The sequence below is a fragment of the Colwellia sp. MB02u-6 genome, from assembly GCF_014077095.1.
In the GTDB taxonomy this organism is placed as follows: Bacteria; Pseudomonadota; Gammaproteobacteria; order Enterobacterales; family Alteromonadaceae; genus Cognaticolwellia.
Genome location: NZ_JACGVG010000027.1, coordinates 396,425 through 412,716 on the forward strand (window position 1 = coordinate 396,425; position 16,292 = coordinate 412,716).

The 16,292-nt window shown below is 38.7% G+C and carries 13 protein-coding genes; 7 read left to right on the forward strand and 6 right to left on the reverse strand.

What is annotated here, in order from left to right; genetic code table 11:
• Nucleotides 1-19: 19 nt before the first annotated feature.
• The gene (locus tag H4J46_RS04165; RefSeq protein ID WP_182136498.1) at nucleotides 20-1,204 is read left to right on the forward strand and encodes a mandelate racemase/muconate lactonizing enzyme family protein; all 1,185 of its coding nucleotides are present in this window, start codon (nucleotides 20-22) and stop codon (nucleotides 1,202-1,204) included.
• Nucleotides 1,205-1,355: 151 nt separating this feature from the next.
• Here H4J46_RS04165 and H4J46_RS04170 read toward each other — a convergent pair whose 3' ends face one another.
• The 4 genes from H4J46_RS04170 to H4J46_RS04185 all read right to left on the reverse strand — a co-directional run bounded on the left by H4J46_RS04170 (nucleotide 1,356) and on the right by H4J46_RS04185 (nucleotide 5,365).
• On the reverse strand, nucleotides 1,356-1,814 hold the full coding sequence (locus H4J46_RS04170; RefSeq protein ID WP_182232280.1) for an Lrp/AsnC family transcriptional regulator: 459 nt from the start codon (nucleotides 1,812-1,814) through the stop codon (nucleotides 1,356-1,358).
• Nucleotides 1,815-1,931: 117 nt separating this feature from the next.
• Complete coding sequence (locus tag H4J46_RS04175; protein ID WP_182232281.1) at nucleotides 1,932-2,837, reverse strand: amidohydrolase; 906 nt, start codon at nucleotides 2,835-2,837, stop codon at nucleotides 1,932-1,934.
• 35 nt (nucleotides 2,838-2,872) lie between these two features.
• Nucleotides 2,873-3,598, reverse strand: a complete 726-nt coding sequence (locus H4J46_RS04180; RefSeq protein ID WP_182232282.1) for an SDR family NAD(P)-dependent oxidoreductase — start codon at nucleotides 3,596-3,598, stop codon at nucleotides 2,873-2,875.
• A gap of 237 nt (nucleotides 3,599-3,835) precedes the next feature.
• Nucleotides 3,836-5,365: a dipeptidase gene (locus H4J46_RS04185; protein WP_259365673.1), complete on the reverse strand. Its 1,530-nt coding sequence runs from the start codon at nucleotides 5,363-5,365 to the stop codon at nucleotides 3,836-3,838.
• Nucleotides 5,366-5,827: 462 nt separating this feature from the next.
• Between H4J46_RS04185 and H4J46_RS04190 the strand changes: the two genes are divergently transcribed.
• From H4J46_RS04190 to H4J46_RS04200, 3 genes are all read left to right on the forward strand, one after another.
• Nucleotides 5,828-6,919 carry an efflux RND transporter periplasmic adaptor subunit gene (locus H4J46_RS04190; RefSeq protein WP_182232283.1) on the forward strand — a complete coding sequence of 364 codons (1,092 nt, stop codon included), beginning with the start codon at nucleotides 5,828-5,830 and terminating at the stop codon, nucleotides 6,917-6,919.
• 8 nt (nucleotides 6,920-6,927) lie between these two features.
• Nucleotides 6,928-10,002, forward strand: coding sequence for an efflux RND transporter permease subunit (locus H4J46_RS04195; protein ID WP_220462920.1), 3,075 nt, complete (start codon nucleotides 6,928-6,930; stop codon nucleotides 10,000-10,002).
• A gap of 304 nt (nucleotides 10,003-10,306) precedes the next feature.
• Complete coding sequence (locus H4J46_RS04200) at nucleotides 10,307-10,687, forward strand: VOC family protein (RefSeq protein ID WP_182232284.1); 381 nt, start codon at nucleotides 10,307-10,309, stop codon at nucleotides 10,685-10,687.
• A gap of 496 nt (nucleotides 10,688-11,183) precedes the next feature.
• On the opposite strand, the gene H4J46_RS04205 is transcribed toward H4J46_RS04200, so the two are convergent.
• Entirely contained in the window at nucleotides 11,184-11,882 is a 699-nt protein-coding gene (locus tag H4J46_RS04205) for a metal-dependent hydrolase (protein WP_182232285.1), read from the reverse strand.
• Nucleotides 11,883-13,173: 1,291 nt separating this feature from the next.
• Nucleotides 13,174-13,467 carry a helix-turn-helix transcriptional regulator gene (locus H4J46_RS04215; protein WP_182232286.1) on the reverse strand — a complete coding sequence of 98 codons (294 nt, stop codon included), beginning with the start codon at nucleotides 13,465-13,467 and terminating at the stop codon, nucleotides 13,174-13,176.
• Nucleotides 13,468-14,152: 685 nt separating this feature from the next.
• On the opposite strand from H4J46_RS04215, the gene H4J46_RS04220 reads away from it, so the two are divergent.
• From H4J46_RS04220 to H4J46_RS04230, 3 genes are all read left to right on the forward strand, one after another.
• Nucleotides 14,153-14,701 carry an elongation factor P hydroxylase gene (locus tag H4J46_RS04220; RefSeq protein WP_182232287.1) on the forward strand — a complete coding sequence of 183 codons (549 nt, stop codon included), beginning with the start codon at nucleotides 14,153-14,155 and terminating at the stop codon, nucleotides 14,699-14,701.
• An 81-nt stretch (nucleotides 14,702-14,782) separates the two neighbouring features.
• Nucleotides 14,783-15,928, forward strand: coding sequence for an ATP-NAD kinase family protein (locus H4J46_RS04225; RefSeq protein WP_182232288.1), 1,146 nt, complete (start codon nucleotides 14,783-14,785; stop codon nucleotides 15,926-15,928).
• Between the two features lie 81 nt (nucleotides 15,929-16,009).
• A complete protein-coding gene (locus H4J46_RS04230) occupies nucleotides 16,010-16,282 on the forward strand; it encodes a YfcL family protein (protein ID WP_182232289.1) in 273 nt (90 codons plus the stop codon).
• The last annotated feature ends 10 nt before the right edge of the window (nucleotides 16,283-16,292 follow it).

Here is a 16,292-nt window from a genome sequence, read left to right on the forward strand (position 1 = left end):
AGAGTGTAAAGAGAGCATAATGAAAGTAACTCATGTAGAAATTTTTGATATTGAATGTCCAAAACGTCCTGGTTGGAACCCAGTATTTATTCGGGTTCATACCGATGAAGGCATTTCTGGAGTGGGTGAAGCAGGTCTTGCTTACGACTGGGGTCACAGTGCTGCAGCGGCGATGCTAAAAGAAATTAGTGAAGCGATATTGATTGGTTTTAATCCTTTTAATACTGAATTATTGTGGTCTAGAATGCTACGAGAAAGCTTTTGGGGTTTAGGTGGCGGCCCGGTGCTTTATTCGGCTATGAGTGCGATAGATACCGCTTTGTGGGATATAAAAGGTAAAGCACTTGGCTTACCTGTTTATCAATTATTAGGTGGTAAAACTAATGAAAAGTTGCGCACCTATGCAAGCCAATTGCAATTTGATTGGGATGAGAAAATAACTAAGCTTATTGAACCCGCACAGTATGCAGAAGCCGCATTAAAAGCGGTAGCACAAGGCTATGACGCGGTAAAAGTTGATCCGATTGTTTATAACCATGATGGCAGTTCTTCATTTGATCGCACTAAATTGTTTACCCCAAAACAAATGCGCTTATTTGGTAATCGCCTGCGCGCCATTCGTGATGCCGTGGGTGAAGACGTGGACATTATTTTTGAATCGCATTCATTAATGGGTGCTGCTTCAGCGATTCAAATGGGGCGAATTGTTGAAGAAGTTGGCTGCATGTTCTACGAAGAGCCCGTGAACTATCTGAACTCGGCAGTTCATAAAAAAGTGGCTAACAATGTTAACGTGCCGATTGCAGGTGGCGAGCGTTTGTATCACCGTTGGGATGTAAGACCTTATTTTGAAGACCAAAGTATTGACGTGTTACAGCCTGATATTGGCTTATGTGGTGGTTTTACCGAAGCTAAAAAAGTGTGTGATTATGCTGACGTTTACGACATTCGTATTCAGGCCCATGTCTGTGGAGGGCCAGTAGCTACAGCGGCGTCTTTGCATCTTGAAACCGCGATTCCAAACTTTTTAATTCATGAGCATCATACTTATGCGATTAAAGACTGGAACCGTGAGCTATGTCTACAAGACCCACAACCAGTGAATGGCTTTTTTGAAGTATCTGAAACCCCAGGTATTGGCATTGAGCTTAATGACGAAATAGTTAAACGCTCACCTAATGTGACCGTAAATGCTTTGAAATAGCGGGTTAAACATTAGTTAAAAAGATTAGCTGTCAGTTTGAAGCTGTCAGTAAAAATAGCTGTCAGCTTTGGGTTAAAAAGCAAGAGCTGTTTGTTTGATTTTACTGACAGCTCAATACTTCAAATTTATCGCTAAATTAATATCTTTGGTATTAGATATAGTCAATGGGTAGGGCTGTGGTGTATTTAATTTCTTCCATGGCAAAGCTGGAGCTGATGTCAGCAAAACTTGCCCGTGTGATCAAGCGTTGGTAAAAACTGTCATAAGCTTTCATATCCGGCACTACCACACGCAGTAAGTAATCTACTTCGCCACTCATGCGATAAAACTCTAAAATTTCTGGGAAATCTATCGCTACCCTTCTAAACTCACTGAGCCAGTCGGGGTTGTGCTGATTGGTTTTAATGGTAACAAATACCGTTAAGCCAACATTCAGTTGCTCAGGGTCGGCAAGTGCTACGCGACCTTTAATAATGCCAGACTTTTCCATCGCTTGAATACGTCGCCAGCATGGGGTTGTTGACAGACCCACTTGGCTGGCAACATCACTCACCGACGCGCTGCAGTCATGTTGTAATATGTTTAGTATTTTTTTATCGAATGCATCCATAAGTCTTTAAAACGAAATGGTTTCACCTAGATAGAGATCAATGAGAAATTATTTTGCGGTAAACAAGCCATTATTGCGAGTTATATTTTGTATAAGAGGTTATGGGTTGCTTAGCACTTATTGAAATTTGTAAAAACGCTGCGCATTACTACAGCATAATTGCTGTAACTGTTCGGTGTTAAAGGCAAATTCAGACTCTTTTTTTATAAGCTCTGTTTTTGTCAGCTCAGTACTTATGCCTTCAGTATTGGCAAGCCAAGTCTTTTGATAGCTAGCATGCCACAAGCATAGTGGGAAATTACTGGCTAGCATCACGCGTTCAATACCAAAAATGTCAATGCACTGACAGATAATTTTATATCGCCAATTTAGTGAGTAATCTCTATCGGTTATTTCAAAACCAGAACATTTGATGAAAATATGGTCAAAGCTAGCCAAGCGTTTAAGGTTTTTTAACCAATGGGCCTGTTGCACCTTATCTTGTGTTGGCCAACCCGCGTGGTTAATACAAAGCTGTAAACGCGGTGTTACTGATAATATGTTAAGTAAACGATCAACGGCCTGATGGTTTGCTAGTGGCATTTGCAGCTCAAAAATGAGTTTTTTTTCGGCTAAGCTTACTAGGTTATCTTGGCTGTTTTTATCATTAAGAATGGCTAAAGCGTCGTCATCTAAAATATAACGAATACCGACCACACTTTGATAGCGCATTAGCTTGTCGACCTGCCGTAAAAACTTCAATTTTGGCAAGGTAATATCGAGCATTGCTATACTGCGAAAGGGCATATTACAGGTGTTTTCTAACCAAGCGATTTCGCGCCAAGGTTGCTGATTATCAAAACCGGCTTCAATGTGAACAAAACCGGCTAATATTAACGGTGAGGTTAATCTTAAGTCATGCTCAGAAAAGTTTTTAGCTATTAGGTGTTTATCTGACCAAAAAGGTGGGTTCTCTGCTCTTAACCATTGATAGTTACCTTCATTAAGAGCCAGTAAATGCAGATGGGGATCGATTATTTTCATGGGTATGTATTGTATTTATTCAGTTGGATTTAGTGCTATTGCGCTGTATAGCCGCCGTCGATAACTTGTAAACTACCTGTGATAAATTTTGCTTTGTCTGAGCCAAGAAAATACACTAATTCGGCTACTTCTTCTGCCTGTCCTACCCTGCCTAAAGGTTGCAATGTCGCTTCTTCTGCGTGCACTTTAGCTTTGTTCGCCCCTGACCTTGCACAATAATTATTAATGGCTTGATGGTAAAGTGGGGTTTCAATAGTGCCTGGGCAAACAGCATTGGCGCGAATATTATATTGTGCGTAATCAAGTGCAGTGGTTTTTGCCATTGAGGCTAGTGCAGCTTTACTGAGGTTGTAAGCAAAGGAGTTATGTTTGGCAATAAGCGCTTGATCTGATGACATCAAAATTATTGCGCCGTTTTTTTGGGTTTTCATTACGGGTAAAACCGCTTTAATAGCAGCATAAGCGCCTTTAACGTTGATATTAAAAACCCGCTCAAAATCTGCTTCACTGGTATTTTCAATAGAGCCTGAAAAATGTATGCCGGCGTTAGAAACTAAGACGTCGATAGGGCCTTTTTTGGCAATATTAGCAATGATCCGGCTAACGTCATTAACCTTGGTGATATCACAAGGGCAAAAATCACCAAAATCTGACGCGGTAATATCAAGATTAAAGACCTGATATTTTTTCGCTAAAAACAGCTTAACAATACTTAAACCAATACCCGAACTGCCACCGGTAACTAGACAAACTTTTTTCATAGCACTAATACATAAATTATTTTATTAAATAATATCGCGACGAGTGCTAAATACCAAGCCTAATAACTTATTTAAAGACAAACCAAGGGTAAAGCGATCAGTGATTGTTGTGCTGAAACTGCAGTCCGTTAACCGGTAAGCGAACACATAAAGCAAGGCATATAAGCCCAACAGAAAAATAAGCTGAACGCTGACAGCTCTTAACTGACAGCTTCTAATTAACAGCTATTCCTATATTTATTTAGCTAATTCGACTAACGCCGCAGTATACATTTTTAAATTTAAAACAAACTGTTCCATAGTAATAAACTCATGCTCTGAATGTCCGGTATATTCGGTATTGGGCATAGACGGACCAAAACTAACCGCATTGGGAAATAAACGTGAATTTGTCCCACCACCAATGGCAATAGGCTTAGCGTCTTTAATGCCAGTAAAGTGGGTAAACACCGCTAATAAGGTCTTAATATGTGGCACATCTTTTTGCACAAAAGGGTCACCAATAACATGCGCTAACTCTTTAACATCAGCATCAAATTTGTTATTCCAGTTTTGTACTGCTTGATGTATTTCATCGTTAAGTTGCTGTTTACTCTTGCCTTGCGGACGGCGTAAGTTAATGTTTAGCTCTATGCTTTCATCGTGTTGTTTTATCACGGTAGGGGAGACGGTCATTGGGCCCATAAAATCATCTTGATAAGCAATGTTACCAAATTTTTCACCTGTTAAACCTAGGCCAATATTGTCATTAATAAAATTAACTAAAGTACCGGGACCATTATTGACCCAACGTGTATTAGACAATAAATCAGCAAGGTAGGGAATAGCATTGACGCCTTCATCAGGTTTTGAAGAATGTGCTGACTTACCTAACGCTTTAATGGTTAATCTGCTGTCTTTTAGTTCAAGATCAAAGCTGACACCCTGGTAACTCAGTGCTTTGCGCATTAACCTTTCTAGTAGCACAATATTGGCATTTTCAATAGTGGCACTGGCATCTTCAGGGATCTGGCTACCAAAGAAACCACCACCAAATTCACTCACATAAGGAGAAATTGTGGGCTTTTCTTGCTGATTAAAAACTAACTTAATAGTGCCATAACCTTTTTCTGCGGTTACCACTGGGTATTCGGCGTCAATGGTGATATTGGTTTGTGGTAAGTCATGGGTTTTGATATAAGCTTTTAGTGGCTCCCAGTCTGACTCTTCTGCCATGTAAATGTATAACTCAATACGTTTGTTCAGTGTTATTTTTTTATCTTTAATCGCCTTCATGGCATATAACGCAGTTGAGATTGGGCCTTTATCATCTTCAGTACCACGGCCAATTAATCGTCCCGGCTCTGTGGTGATATCAAGTTCAAATGGTGATTTTTGCCATTTTTTGGGGTTCGCGGGTTGCACATCGCCATGAGTAATAATACCTAGTCGTTCTTTTTGTGCACCTAAGCCAATAATAATCACATAGCCATCGTCGAGGTAATCGAATCCAAGTGTTTGTGCTTGTTTTTTCAATTCTTTTTTAAAGGCAATGTGAGCCGGATTGTCATTAACTGATACACCCTCTTTGGCAACAGTATTGTGCTTAATCAGCGCACGTAAACTATTCAGCATATCCTCTTGATAGGTAGCTACAGCATAGTCAGCGGTTATTTGCGCGACACTACTTATGGGTACAGTTTTCGCTATAGCCAAGAGACTGATTGTAAATGATAAAAGATAAGTTGTTATGATTGTTGCCGATAAAAGCGTAATTTTTTTAAGCAAAAGGTGCTCCAGTAATTTGCGATTAAGAAATTTTCAGGGTGACATACCTACTTTACTTCACTGTTTAGCCCTGAAACTGCATCTAATGAAGTAGGGCGGGTATATTAACGTAAGTTAAATTGATGTGGTAGCAGGCTACTAAAAAATATACCCATTGCATTAAGTTTAATTAGCACAACCGGGCCATAATTTAATGATGTGCTTAGTTAGGCATATTATCTTTTGCTTTTCACTTTTGTATGACAAAATAATGACCGTTTTTGACTAAACTTAATCTGATTGAAATTTAGTCACTGTTAGCATTTTTTATATTAGCGCAACGTAGGTTATCCGTGGTGTTGATAGAAATATTATAAATTAATTATCGACCTCAATTTTGATTGAGGTTATACCCTGTTAAATGTTTTTACAGGTCTGTCGTCGGCATGGAATTGTGGCGATATTTTACATTAGGAAAGTGTTATGAAATTAATCCGTTGGTTTATTGTTATTGTTATTGTGTCTGCTGTTGTGGGTGGCTTGTTTTATTATAAGGCGTCCTTGTCAGGTAGCCAAAAAATGCAATCTGGACCTGAGCCTAGTGCAAAAGTACAAGCTTTTCGTGCGCAAGCTGTTACTTACCAAAAAAAAATATCAGTCATTGGTGAAGGGCAAGCGGTTAAATATATCACCTTGAAAAACGAACTGGCTGGCAAGGTTAGCAAACTTAATATGGCCTCAGGCGATAGAGTTAAAAAAGGCCAAGTGTTAGTTGCATTAGATCATCGTGAAGAGTTAGCGTCATTGGCCTCAGCTAAGGCGACAATGAAATTAAAAAAACACACACTGCAGCGCTATATCACGCTAGAAAAAGCAAGTCGCATCAGTAAAGAAAGTGTCGATTTAGCCCAAGCAGAATATAGCATTGCTATCGCGGATACGACTCGTTTAGAAGCCATTATTGCAAAAAAACTCATTACGGCACCCTTTGATGCCAGTGTCGGTATTCATAATATTAATCTTGGCCAGTTTCTTGATAAAAACGCTGACATAACCGACTTGCTCGGTCTTGAAAATTATATTTGGGTAGATTTTAAGGTCCCACAAACCTATGCACAATTACCGGTAAATAGTAGCGTTGAAATTACCGTTAATGCTGATGCTGCTTCAACCGGCGCTAGCAGTATAGCCATGATCAGTTCAGTAGCGTCTTTATATAGCCAAGACTCTCGTCAACTTAAGTATCGAGCCAAGGTGTTTAATTCAGCGCTGGATATTAAAGCCAATCAATTAGTTAAAGTTGCCGTACCCATTATGCCGGCCAAATCTGTCATCACAGTGCCAAACTTGGCGATTGTGCGTGATCAACTTGGTGATTATGTTTTTAAATTGATTAAAGATGAGCAAGGCGATTATCGCGCGAGCAGAGAAAAAATTGTTTTAGGCGATAGAATCGACGAGCAAGTTATTGTGATTAAAGGACTCAAGGTAGATGATTTGATCGCCGCTAAAGGGGCATTTAAATTGCGCCAAGGTTTAAAAACTTATTTTGATCAAGATAACTTAGGCGGATAGGAATAGTCATGCTAAAAGAATTATCTTCGTCAAAACATCTCATGGATGTTTTTGTTCGTAAACCTGTAGTGTCGACCGTATTATCGATATTTATTTGTTTGGTTGGTTTATGGGCGGTTAATGCGATATCGGTATTACAATTCCCTAAAATTGAAGGTGCTTCACTGGAAATAACCACTAACTATACCGGCGCTTCTGCTGATGTGGTTAAAGGTTTTGTTACCGACCCAGTCGAGCGCGTAGCGTCAACCGTTCCTGGGGTTGATTTTGTCGAATCAAGCACTAGCTCAGGGCAGAGTAAAGTAACAGCCTGGCTTAAGCTTAATCAAAATAGTACCGACGCGTTATCTGAGCTAAACACTCGCCTTAATCAAATAAAATTTGAATTGCCAGCGGGGGCAGAAGACCCTTTTGTTACCGTAACCAGAACCGATAGACCTTTCGCCGTGTTTTACCTTAATGTGGCATCAGAAGGTTCAACACTTGCGCAGATTACCGACTACCTTACCCGTGAAATCAACCCGATTATTAACAATATTGACGGTGTACAAAAGGTGGGTATTGAAGGCGCCCGAACTCCAGCTATGCGGGTTTGGCTTGATGCTGACAAATTAAATGTTTTCAATCTTAGCGCTGATGAAGTGTATCAAGCCTTGGCTGATAACAACCGTATTTCAACGTTAGGTTATAGTGAAAACGAGCGGCAAAAAATCGATATTGTGGCCAATACACAAATGTCGTCGGTGAGTGAATTTGAACAGTTAATTGTTAAGCAAAGCGATAACGCGGTAGTGTATTTAAAAGACGTTGCGCGAGTTGAGTATAGTGCGGAACAAGCCACGGCTACCGCGCGTTTTAATGGTAAAGATACTGTTTATATTTCGGTTTGGCCTTTACCGGGTGCCAATGAAATTTCTATCGGCGATGAACTTTATAAAGTGCTTGATGAAATCAATGCCGCCGCACCGCATATTAAAATAGATATTGCCTACGACGGCACACTTTATATGCGAGACGCGTTACAAGAAATTATCACCACACTCATGGAAACCATAGTGTTAGTCGGTATTGTTGTTGTGGTTTTAATGGGGTCATTTAGAGCGGCATTAGTGCCTTTAGTGACGATTCCTATTTCTATTTTAGGCGCCATTGCTGCTATTTGGTTGATGGGCTTTAGTTTGAACTTACTCACCGTATTAGCGATTGTTTTATCGGTTGGCTTGGTGGTAGACGACGCTATTGTGGTGGTTGAAAACGTTGCCCGACATATGCGAGCTGGTGTGCCACGTATACAAGCGGCTCTGATGAGCTCTCGACAACTGCTGGTGCCAATTATTGCTATGACCTTAACCTTGGCCGTAGTTTATATACCGATTGGTTTTTTATCAGGCTTAACCGGGGTTTTATTTAAAGAGTTTGCTTTTACCTTGGCTATCGCCGTACTGATTTCTGGCGTGGTTGCCGTTACCTTATCACCGATAATGAGTGCTTATGTATCAAGTGAAGGTGGTAAAGAAAGTAAATTAACCGTTAAGGTTAACCATGCATTTGAGCATTTACAAAATTTTTATGGTCGACTATTAGCAAAGACTTTTCACTGGCAAGGACAGTTGTTCTTTTTTGCCCTGATTGTTTCGTTATTAATTGTGCCTTTTTACCTAATGTCAGCCAAAGAGCTAGCGCCGACTGAAGATCAAAGCAGTGTTTTCATTATTGTACAATCTCCACCCGATGCCTCATTAAAATACAGTGAAGATAATGTCGCCAGTGTCGCTAAAACCTTACTAGAAACTGAGGGCAGCAAAGAGATATGGCAGATAATATTTAGTAGCGGTGGTTTTAGCGGTCTTGAATTTGTCAGTAATGATAAACGAGATAAAAGCATTCAAGAAATGCTGCCTGAAGTTTATGGGCGTCTACAAAGCTCTGAAGGTTTAAACTTGCTACCTATTTTACCTTCGCCATTGCCTACCGCCGGGCAGTTTGATGTTGAGCTGGTGGTTAAGTCTTCATCGCCCTACAGTGAAATGAAATTGTACGCTGACAAACTGGTGGGTGCGGCATTTCAAAGTGGCGAATTTCTTTATGCCGATACAGATTTAAAAATCGATTTACCGCAAGTTGAACTAAAAATAGACCGAGATAAAATTGCTGACCTAGGTATGACGGTGGCTAACGTGAGTAGCCAGTTATCAACCTATCTTTCCAGCAATTATGTCAATCGCTTTGATGCTAATGGCAAGGCATATCGGGTTATTCCAATGGTCGCTGATAATATCAGCTCACAACCTGAAAAAATATTAAACCTAACCGTGAAAACACCCGCGGGTGTATTAATACCGGTATCGGCATTTACTGAAATAAAATATCGCACAGTCCCTAGAACCTTAGGCTCGTTTGGTCAACAAAATTCGTTTAGGGTCTATGGCGGAATATTACCTGGGGTAACAAAAGAGCAGGCATTACAAACGTTGGAGTCAGCAGCGGCTGATATGTTACCCAATAACTACAACTTAGATTATGCGGGAGAGTCGCGTCAAATTCGTGCTGAAGGTAATAGTTTAATCACCGTCATGGCAATATCTTTAGTCATTGTTTTCTTAGTATTAGCGATTCAATTTAATAGTTATCGTGACCCGTTAGTGATATTACTCGGCTGTGTGCCATTAGCCTTGTCGGGGGCATTATTACTACCATTTTTGGAGTTAACCACGATAAATATTTACTCGCAAATTGGCTTAGTTACTTTAGTGGGACTCATCGCGAAAAATGGTATTTTAATTGTCGAATTCGCCAATCATTTACAAGAATCAGGCAAAAGTAAATTTGACGCCGTTATTGAGTCAGCAACAACACGTTTACGACCCATATTAATGACCACAGCGGCAACCATATTGGGCCATTTCCCGTTAGTATTAGTTACTGGTGCTGGTGCAGAGGCAAGAAATAGCATAGGTATTATTTTAGTTGCCGGTATGGCTATTGGCACATTTTTTACTTTGTTCGTGTTACCAGTATTTTATTTGTGGATAGCAGAAAATCGCAGTGCTAACAGTGAAGATTTATTAACAAATGATGTATAGATAACTGAAAGTAAAGACCAGTTAAACCTTTTGCTTGGTTGTTGTATATCGGCGTTTATGTCGTCAATCGCCAAGCTAAGTATTGGCAAATTGTGGCTCATTAGGTCATTTAAAACTCAGAAGTTAAGGTTGTTGGCTAAAAAATAACTTATAAACTTTATAAGTTATGCAAAAATTTTTATTGTCTTATTAACTGCTTATCGTGCATGCTAACGGCAGTTTTAGGTACCAAAGCGCTAGCTTAATCATTCAAAATTTTAGCTAACGTTCTCAGTGTTTTTGTTCAATTAAAAAGGAAAATTAAATGTTTAGTCATATCATGATAGGTGCGAACGATGTAAAAGCATCAAAAGTATTTTACGATGCCATTTTAGGTGAACTAGGCCATAAACCGGGTGTAATGGATGAAAAAGGTCGGTGCTTTTATTTTACTGATAAAGGAATTTTAGCCCTAACTAAGCCAATAAATGGCGAAGAAGCCAGTCATGGTAATGGCACTACTATTGGTTTTGCTGCTACGTCTCCTGAGCAAGCCGATGCATGGCAAGCAGCGGGTGTTGCTAATGGTGGTGTTGCTTGTGAAGACGCACCAGGTGTTAGAAGTGCGCCGGTTGGTAATATTTACCTTGCTTATTTACGTGATCCATCAGGTAATAAAATTTGCGCCCTGCATCGTATGGCTTAAAAAATTAGCCTGGTAAAATAGGCTAGTTGAAAACTTTAGAGAGCAATAACAGATAAAGAAAGACGCTTTGTAGAGTCTTTTTTTTGTCTCAGGTGTGGTGATATTCGTGTACTGATGAGAAGCAAATATTGAGTAAAGCTTTAAGATGTTTGCTTCTCATTATGCTTTGCTGACATATTATTGATAACAGTTTTAAATTAGCTAGTTAGCGGTACTTATTTATCGGGAGCCTAAAGTGTGACTCAATCGGCTATGGGTACAAATAAAATTAGCGTTTAATTAACATTAACCGCTAATAGTTTATGGACCACTATAGTGGCTAGTTATTGATTTTTTGTGTAAACATGATCTTTAACAGATAGTACATACCCCTTCAAGATTGATGGACTAGTGTCATTAATCATCTATCAACAACTCTGGCCCCATTGATACATAAGCGTTTTTGTAGTGTAAAAAATTAACAGTGAATATCAGTATTAATATACTGGTGCTCTTTTTAGTAGAAATTAAAAGTTGACCAATCGGCTAATAAATGAATTGTTGTATCAGTTTCTGGGAGCATATAGCCTAATGCGATACTGGTAACTAACATCATAAATGTTGCCCTTTTACTTTTAAAATAGGCTATTTTCAGGGCTGTGCCGAAAGAGCGTTTAATGCGGATATTACTTAAATCAACACTGTATATTTCATCTAAAATTAAATGAATAAGCCCGCCAAAGAAAATAAATCCACCTGAAAGTAAGGCAACAACAGCCGATTTAGTTGCATATTCGTTATTGAATATCCAAGTTAGCTGCGTTGTTAGTAGACCACACAAAATGAGGAATAACAGAGAATGACAGCTGCCTCGGTGAACCGTCACTTTTTCAAATAATGGTCTTATTAGCCATTTTATTATGCTATAAACGGTGAAAGGTATCACCAGCAGCTCAATAAAACCGATTTCTCTAAAGTGCTCTCCGGTAATATAGTGCAAAACCATCAGCAGAATGACGGCGGTAAATATATTGAAAATAATATCAAGTGATGTCGAGTTGTCGGAATCAATATCAGGTAGCAATCCCCCGATAGTGCCTAAAAACCACAACCATAATGCTGTATTGATGTCAGTATGACCTGCTGATAGTAGCACTGCAGAGCTAATCCCCGTACAACCAGCCGCTATATTGAAGTGAGTCTTAAAATTTGCCATTATTTCTTTTAAGTAGAATGTTTTACCACTATTTTACCTTATATTTCATAGTATAAGCGACATAACTAAGTTTATTACTCTCTTTTAGCTTGTTCTTTAATTTATGTAATGAATGGGGTCTAATCAAAGGGGGTCAGAGTCATTGATATTTTGAGTGCATATTTTTTTGTATATTTTAGACATAAAAAATTGCAATTAAGTGTTTTTATCATGAACATTGACCTGTCTATGGCCAAATATAAAAGTTAGTCGTTATAACGACTGTAAAATAAATGTGGTCTGTTCACTATTTTTCTGATTAAAAGATTTGACACTTTTACCAGAACGGGTAACTCTCAACTTTTCAAGTCGAAGTATCAGATTAAGTGAGAACGAATATAATTTAAGATGTTAACACCAAGCGACTTTGACGAACCTTAATTACCAAGCGATTCTGATCTGGTTTAATGGCATTTAATGACGAAGCTGTGGCTTTAGTTATCGATTAAGGTTACACCGTTCCTAATGCCACAGAATCTTCAGGGATCTGAGGAAATTTACTTTATGGCTGGAAAGGTATGTGTTTAGGTGGTGATGAACGCAGTCTCAGTCGCTATTATGCTTGGCTCAACTGACCCGCTAAAATTATTAGCGAGTCGGAGTTGATGCTCTCCCGACGCACTAAGCCTTTATTTAAAGAAAACAGGTAAAGTTCAGGCTCAAAGCAGCTAATGAAAAGACTGCGTATTGCCTATAAAGTGACAACAATGAGCAAGTATAGTCATAGCGTTGCTGATAATATTGTTGACCAGCAATTTAACCGAAAGCAAGCGAATCAAATTTGGGCTGGTGATGTGACTTATTGAGGACAGGTCAAAGCGGGTATATTTATCTATTGTGATGAACTTATATTCACGTCATATCATGGCTTGGGCCATCCATAAAGGTATGACGGTTGATGTAGTTGAACGAAAAATGTAAATGGCATTGAACCTTAGGCAGCCTACTAAAGAATAAATATTCCATAGCGACTTAGGCCCTCAATATACTAGCCATGGTTTTCAACAACAATTGAAAAGTACTAATATCATCACTTCAATGAGTGGTCGTGATGATTGTTTGGATAATACCGTTGTTGAGCGCTTCTTTGGTAGTATGAAAAAAGAATGGCTGTTAAATATCTATCATTTACCACGCGGTAGTATGAAGGAAGATGTTGGAGGTTATATCCGATATCGCAAACAGATCAAGCTTCATACATACTGTAAACATATTGGATCACGGACAGTCTGTATTTTAAAAACTTAGGTTATTAATTAAGTGTAGCTATATAACTTTGTGTTCGACTAATAAGCTCAATACGATTTTGTGAGCTAGTTTTGCGAAAAATACTGTAGAGGTTTTTTTCCTTATTTGGACTAATGTGGAGCTGAACTGCTATTGCTTTATTTTTAGCGCCTCTAAAAACTAAGCTGGTGATTGCTCTTTCTCGCTTGGTTAACTTAGGGAAAATCATATCCGTGTTATTATCAAGAAGTTTAGTCTGCTGAATCTTGTTGTTTCTTAATAAGTTGTTTCTTAATAAGTTGTTAATGGCTTTGCTCATGGTTATGCGTTTAAACTAAGGCCCTGATTTCATAATAGAATCAAAATATTTTAATATGATGTCAGGTCGATTCTTGGTATGAAATACGCTTTTTACGTTTGACAGTAAGGCAGTTTTCTCACAAGTTATTCCGTTGGTAGCATTGAATAGTATGGTGGTATTATTGACGGCAAGCGCTGTAATGTTAGTAGCAAACACTTTTCTGCTTAATAATAAAATAAGTCGATCAGCAAAAATTGATATGAAAGTAATTGTGATTTATCAGGAATTTTATTCCCGATATCAATATTGATATCACAGGCTTTAATTAAGCCAGTAAAGCGGTTGAGCAGCGTTAAGTGTTATTCTCCTGTTATATCAACTGTGAAGTTAGTATAACCGTAGGTAGTTTTGTCATATTCGTTAATATAATTAACCCTTTGAATTACTACCTACCATTGTAAAATTTACTCGCTAAAATGTATACTAACATAGTGATGATATATACTGGCTGCTTAAAGGCCAGCTTTCATTTTAATTATATAATTACATTAATTTTACAATTAATAATGTATGCCGTTAGCTTATAGCTTTTTTTTAGTTTTTTTGGGTGATATGCAGGCATCACTTACCTGATTTATTAGGTTAAGTTATGCGATACTTGGCGTAATAGTAATTAATAACTAACTTAATATATTTGGCTTTCATGAAACATTGTTTTAATGATTTGATCTGCATTTTTGAAGACACTTTTAAAGAAAAATATAATACTCGATTAATAAAAGGCGATGGTGAACCGCTCTATTTACCCATTCATGATAAATGTTCATACCATCAGATTATTTTTGCTCATGGCTATTATGCTAGTGCGTTACATGAAGTTTCTCATTGGTGCTTAGCAGGGGCTTCGCGGCGATTATTAGAAGACTTTGGCTATTGGTATATTCCTGATGGTCGTGATCAAAGCCAACAACAAGCCTTTGAGCAAGTAGAGATTAAACCACAGGCCATTGAATGGGCGTTATGTGTTGCTGCAGGAAAAGCCTTTGATGTTTCTAGTGATAATCTGCTGGGTAAGGGCGAAACTGACCGAGTGGTGTTTAAAGCTAGGGTATACCAACAAGTGCTTGGCTATCTTGAATACGGTTTCCCTAACGATGCAGCAACATTTATTATTGCTTTAACAACGTATTATCAAACGCCTTGGCCTTTACTTTCTGAGTATTTTAAATCTTTGGATAATGAATGTTTTTGAAGCTAATGTCATTACAATTAAAATCCTCAGCAGAACAGGTGTCTTTGACATAAATCTATGGAAAATTTATGAGATTAATTAATGAAACAATTTAAATTAGGCTTAGTCATTAATCCTATTGCGGGTATTGGTGGTAGTGTGGCATTAAAAGGTAGCGACGGTATTGGTATTGCGGAGCAAGCGATTGCGCTTGGTGCTACGGCAAAGTCAAACACTAGAGCATTACTGGCGTTAGAAATATTGCTACCTTACAAAGAAAATATCATTATTTATACCGCTTCAGGCGATATGGGCGAGCATACCGCTAAAGCGTTAGGTTTTAACACCCAAGTGGTATATAAGCTTGAGCATAGGCTTGAACACAGGCCTACCACAGAGCTTGATACTGAGCAGGCAGTTAGCGCATGTATCACTAAAGATATTGATTTACTGTTATTTGCTGGCGGTGATGGCACTGCACGTAATGTTTGCCATATTGTTGAAGACAAGTTTCCGGTATTGGGCATTCCAGCGGGTTGCAAAATTCATTCAGGTGTTTATGCTATTACGCCTAAAGCCGCTGGGCGAGTGGTCGAATTGATGATAACCAATCAATTAGTGAGCTTAACCGACGCTGACGTTATGGATATTGATGAAAGTTTATTTCGCCAAGGTATAGTCAAAGCAAAGCGCTTTGGTGAAATGCAAGTACCATCAGAGTTACGTTATATTCAAGCGGTTAAATCGGGTGGTGTAGAGTCAGATGAGTTGGTGCTACAAGATATTGCCGCGGATGTTATTGCTAAAATGGATGATGAGCTATTTATTATTGGCTCAGGCTCTACCACGGCTTTTGTTATGGAAGAGCTAGCGCTTGAAAATACTTTACTGGGTGTCGATGCGATAAGCGAGCAGGCCTTAACTGCCAGTGATTTGACTGAGCCTCAACTTTGGCAGTTAATTCAGCCTTATGAACAAGGCAAAGTTAAACTGCTTATTACCTTAATTGGTGGTCAAGGTCATATATTTGGCCGCGGTAATCAACAGTTGAGCCCACGTGTTATTCGTGCGATAGGTAAAGAAAATATTATGATTATCGCAACAAAAGCAAAATTGAATGCGCTGCAAGCTAGGCCTTTAATTGCTGATACTGGCGACAGCGAACTCGATATGGTTTTGTCAGGCTATTTGGCGGTTATAACAGGTTATAATGATCAAGTATTATACCCGGTTGCTAGCCCGCAATAATAAATAGATCTCCTGAAAAACGTTAAATATATTAAAATAGGCGCAGTTAAAAAACGAGTCTACATGAATTTGGAATTAAGTATGCAATTTGAAAACCTTACCGCGCTATATCATTTTTTAGATGAACAAGTTACACAAGATGTTAGCGGCGATGAACTATTTGCCGGAAGTTATTTAAGAGGGTTTATTAGTTTAGCGAGCAGTGAATATGGCGATGAGTCACAAGTGTTAACGCAAACGTTAGCGATAAACATTAGCGAGAAGTTACAGGTTGCGCGTACTGAGCTTACGCCGCAAGATCATCAAATTGTACAAGATTATTGGCTAGGATTAAAAACGGCTTTTACAGCGTAAGTTTTATTGC

Coding starts and splice junctions, on each gene's coding strand:
- H4J46_RS04165 (WP_182136498.1), top strand. CDS start 20: ATGAAAGTAACTCATGTAGAAATTTTTGATATTGAATGTCCAAAACGT.
- H4J46_RS04170 (WP_182232280.1), bottom strand. CDS start 1,814: ATGGATGCATTCGATAAAAAAATACTAAACATATTACAACATGACTGC.
- H4J46_RS04175 (WP_182232281.1), bottom strand. CDS start 2,837: ATGAAAATAATCGATCCCCATCTGCATTTACTGGCTCTTAATGAAGGT.
- H4J46_RS04180 (WP_182232282.1), bottom strand. CDS start 3,598: ATGAAAAAAGTTTGTCTAGTTACCGGTGGCAGTTCGGGTATTGGTTTA.
- H4J46_RS04190 (WP_182232283.1), top strand. CDS start 5,828: ATGAAATTAATCCGTTGGTTTATTGTTATTGTTATTGTGTCTGCTGTT.
- H4J46_RS04195 (WP_220462920.1), top strand. CDS start 6,928: ATGCTAAAAGAATTATCTTCGTCAAAACATCTCATGGATGTTTTTGTT.
- H4J46_RS04200 (WP_182232284.1), top strand. CDS start 10,307: ATGTTTAGTCATATCATGATAGGTGCGAACGATGTAAAAGCATCAAAA.
- H4J46_RS04205 (WP_182232285.1), bottom strand. CDS start 11,882: ATGGCAAATTTTAAGACTCACTTCAATATAGCGGCTGGTTGTACGGGG.
- H4J46_RS04215 (WP_182232286.1), bottom strand. CDS start 13,467: ATGAGCAAAGCCATTAACAACTTATTAAGAAACAACTTATTAAGAAAC.
- H4J46_RS04220 (WP_182232287.1), top strand. CDS start 14,153: ATGAAACATTGTTTTAATGATTTGATCTGCATTTTTGAAGACACTTTT.
- H4J46_RS04225 (WP_182232288.1), top strand. CDS start 14,783: ATGAAACAATTTAAATTAGGCTTAGTCATTAATCCTATTGCGGGTATT.
- H4J46_RS04230 (WP_182232289.1), top strand. CDS start 16,010: ATGCAATTTGAAAACCTTACCGCGCTATATCATTTTTTAGATGAACAA.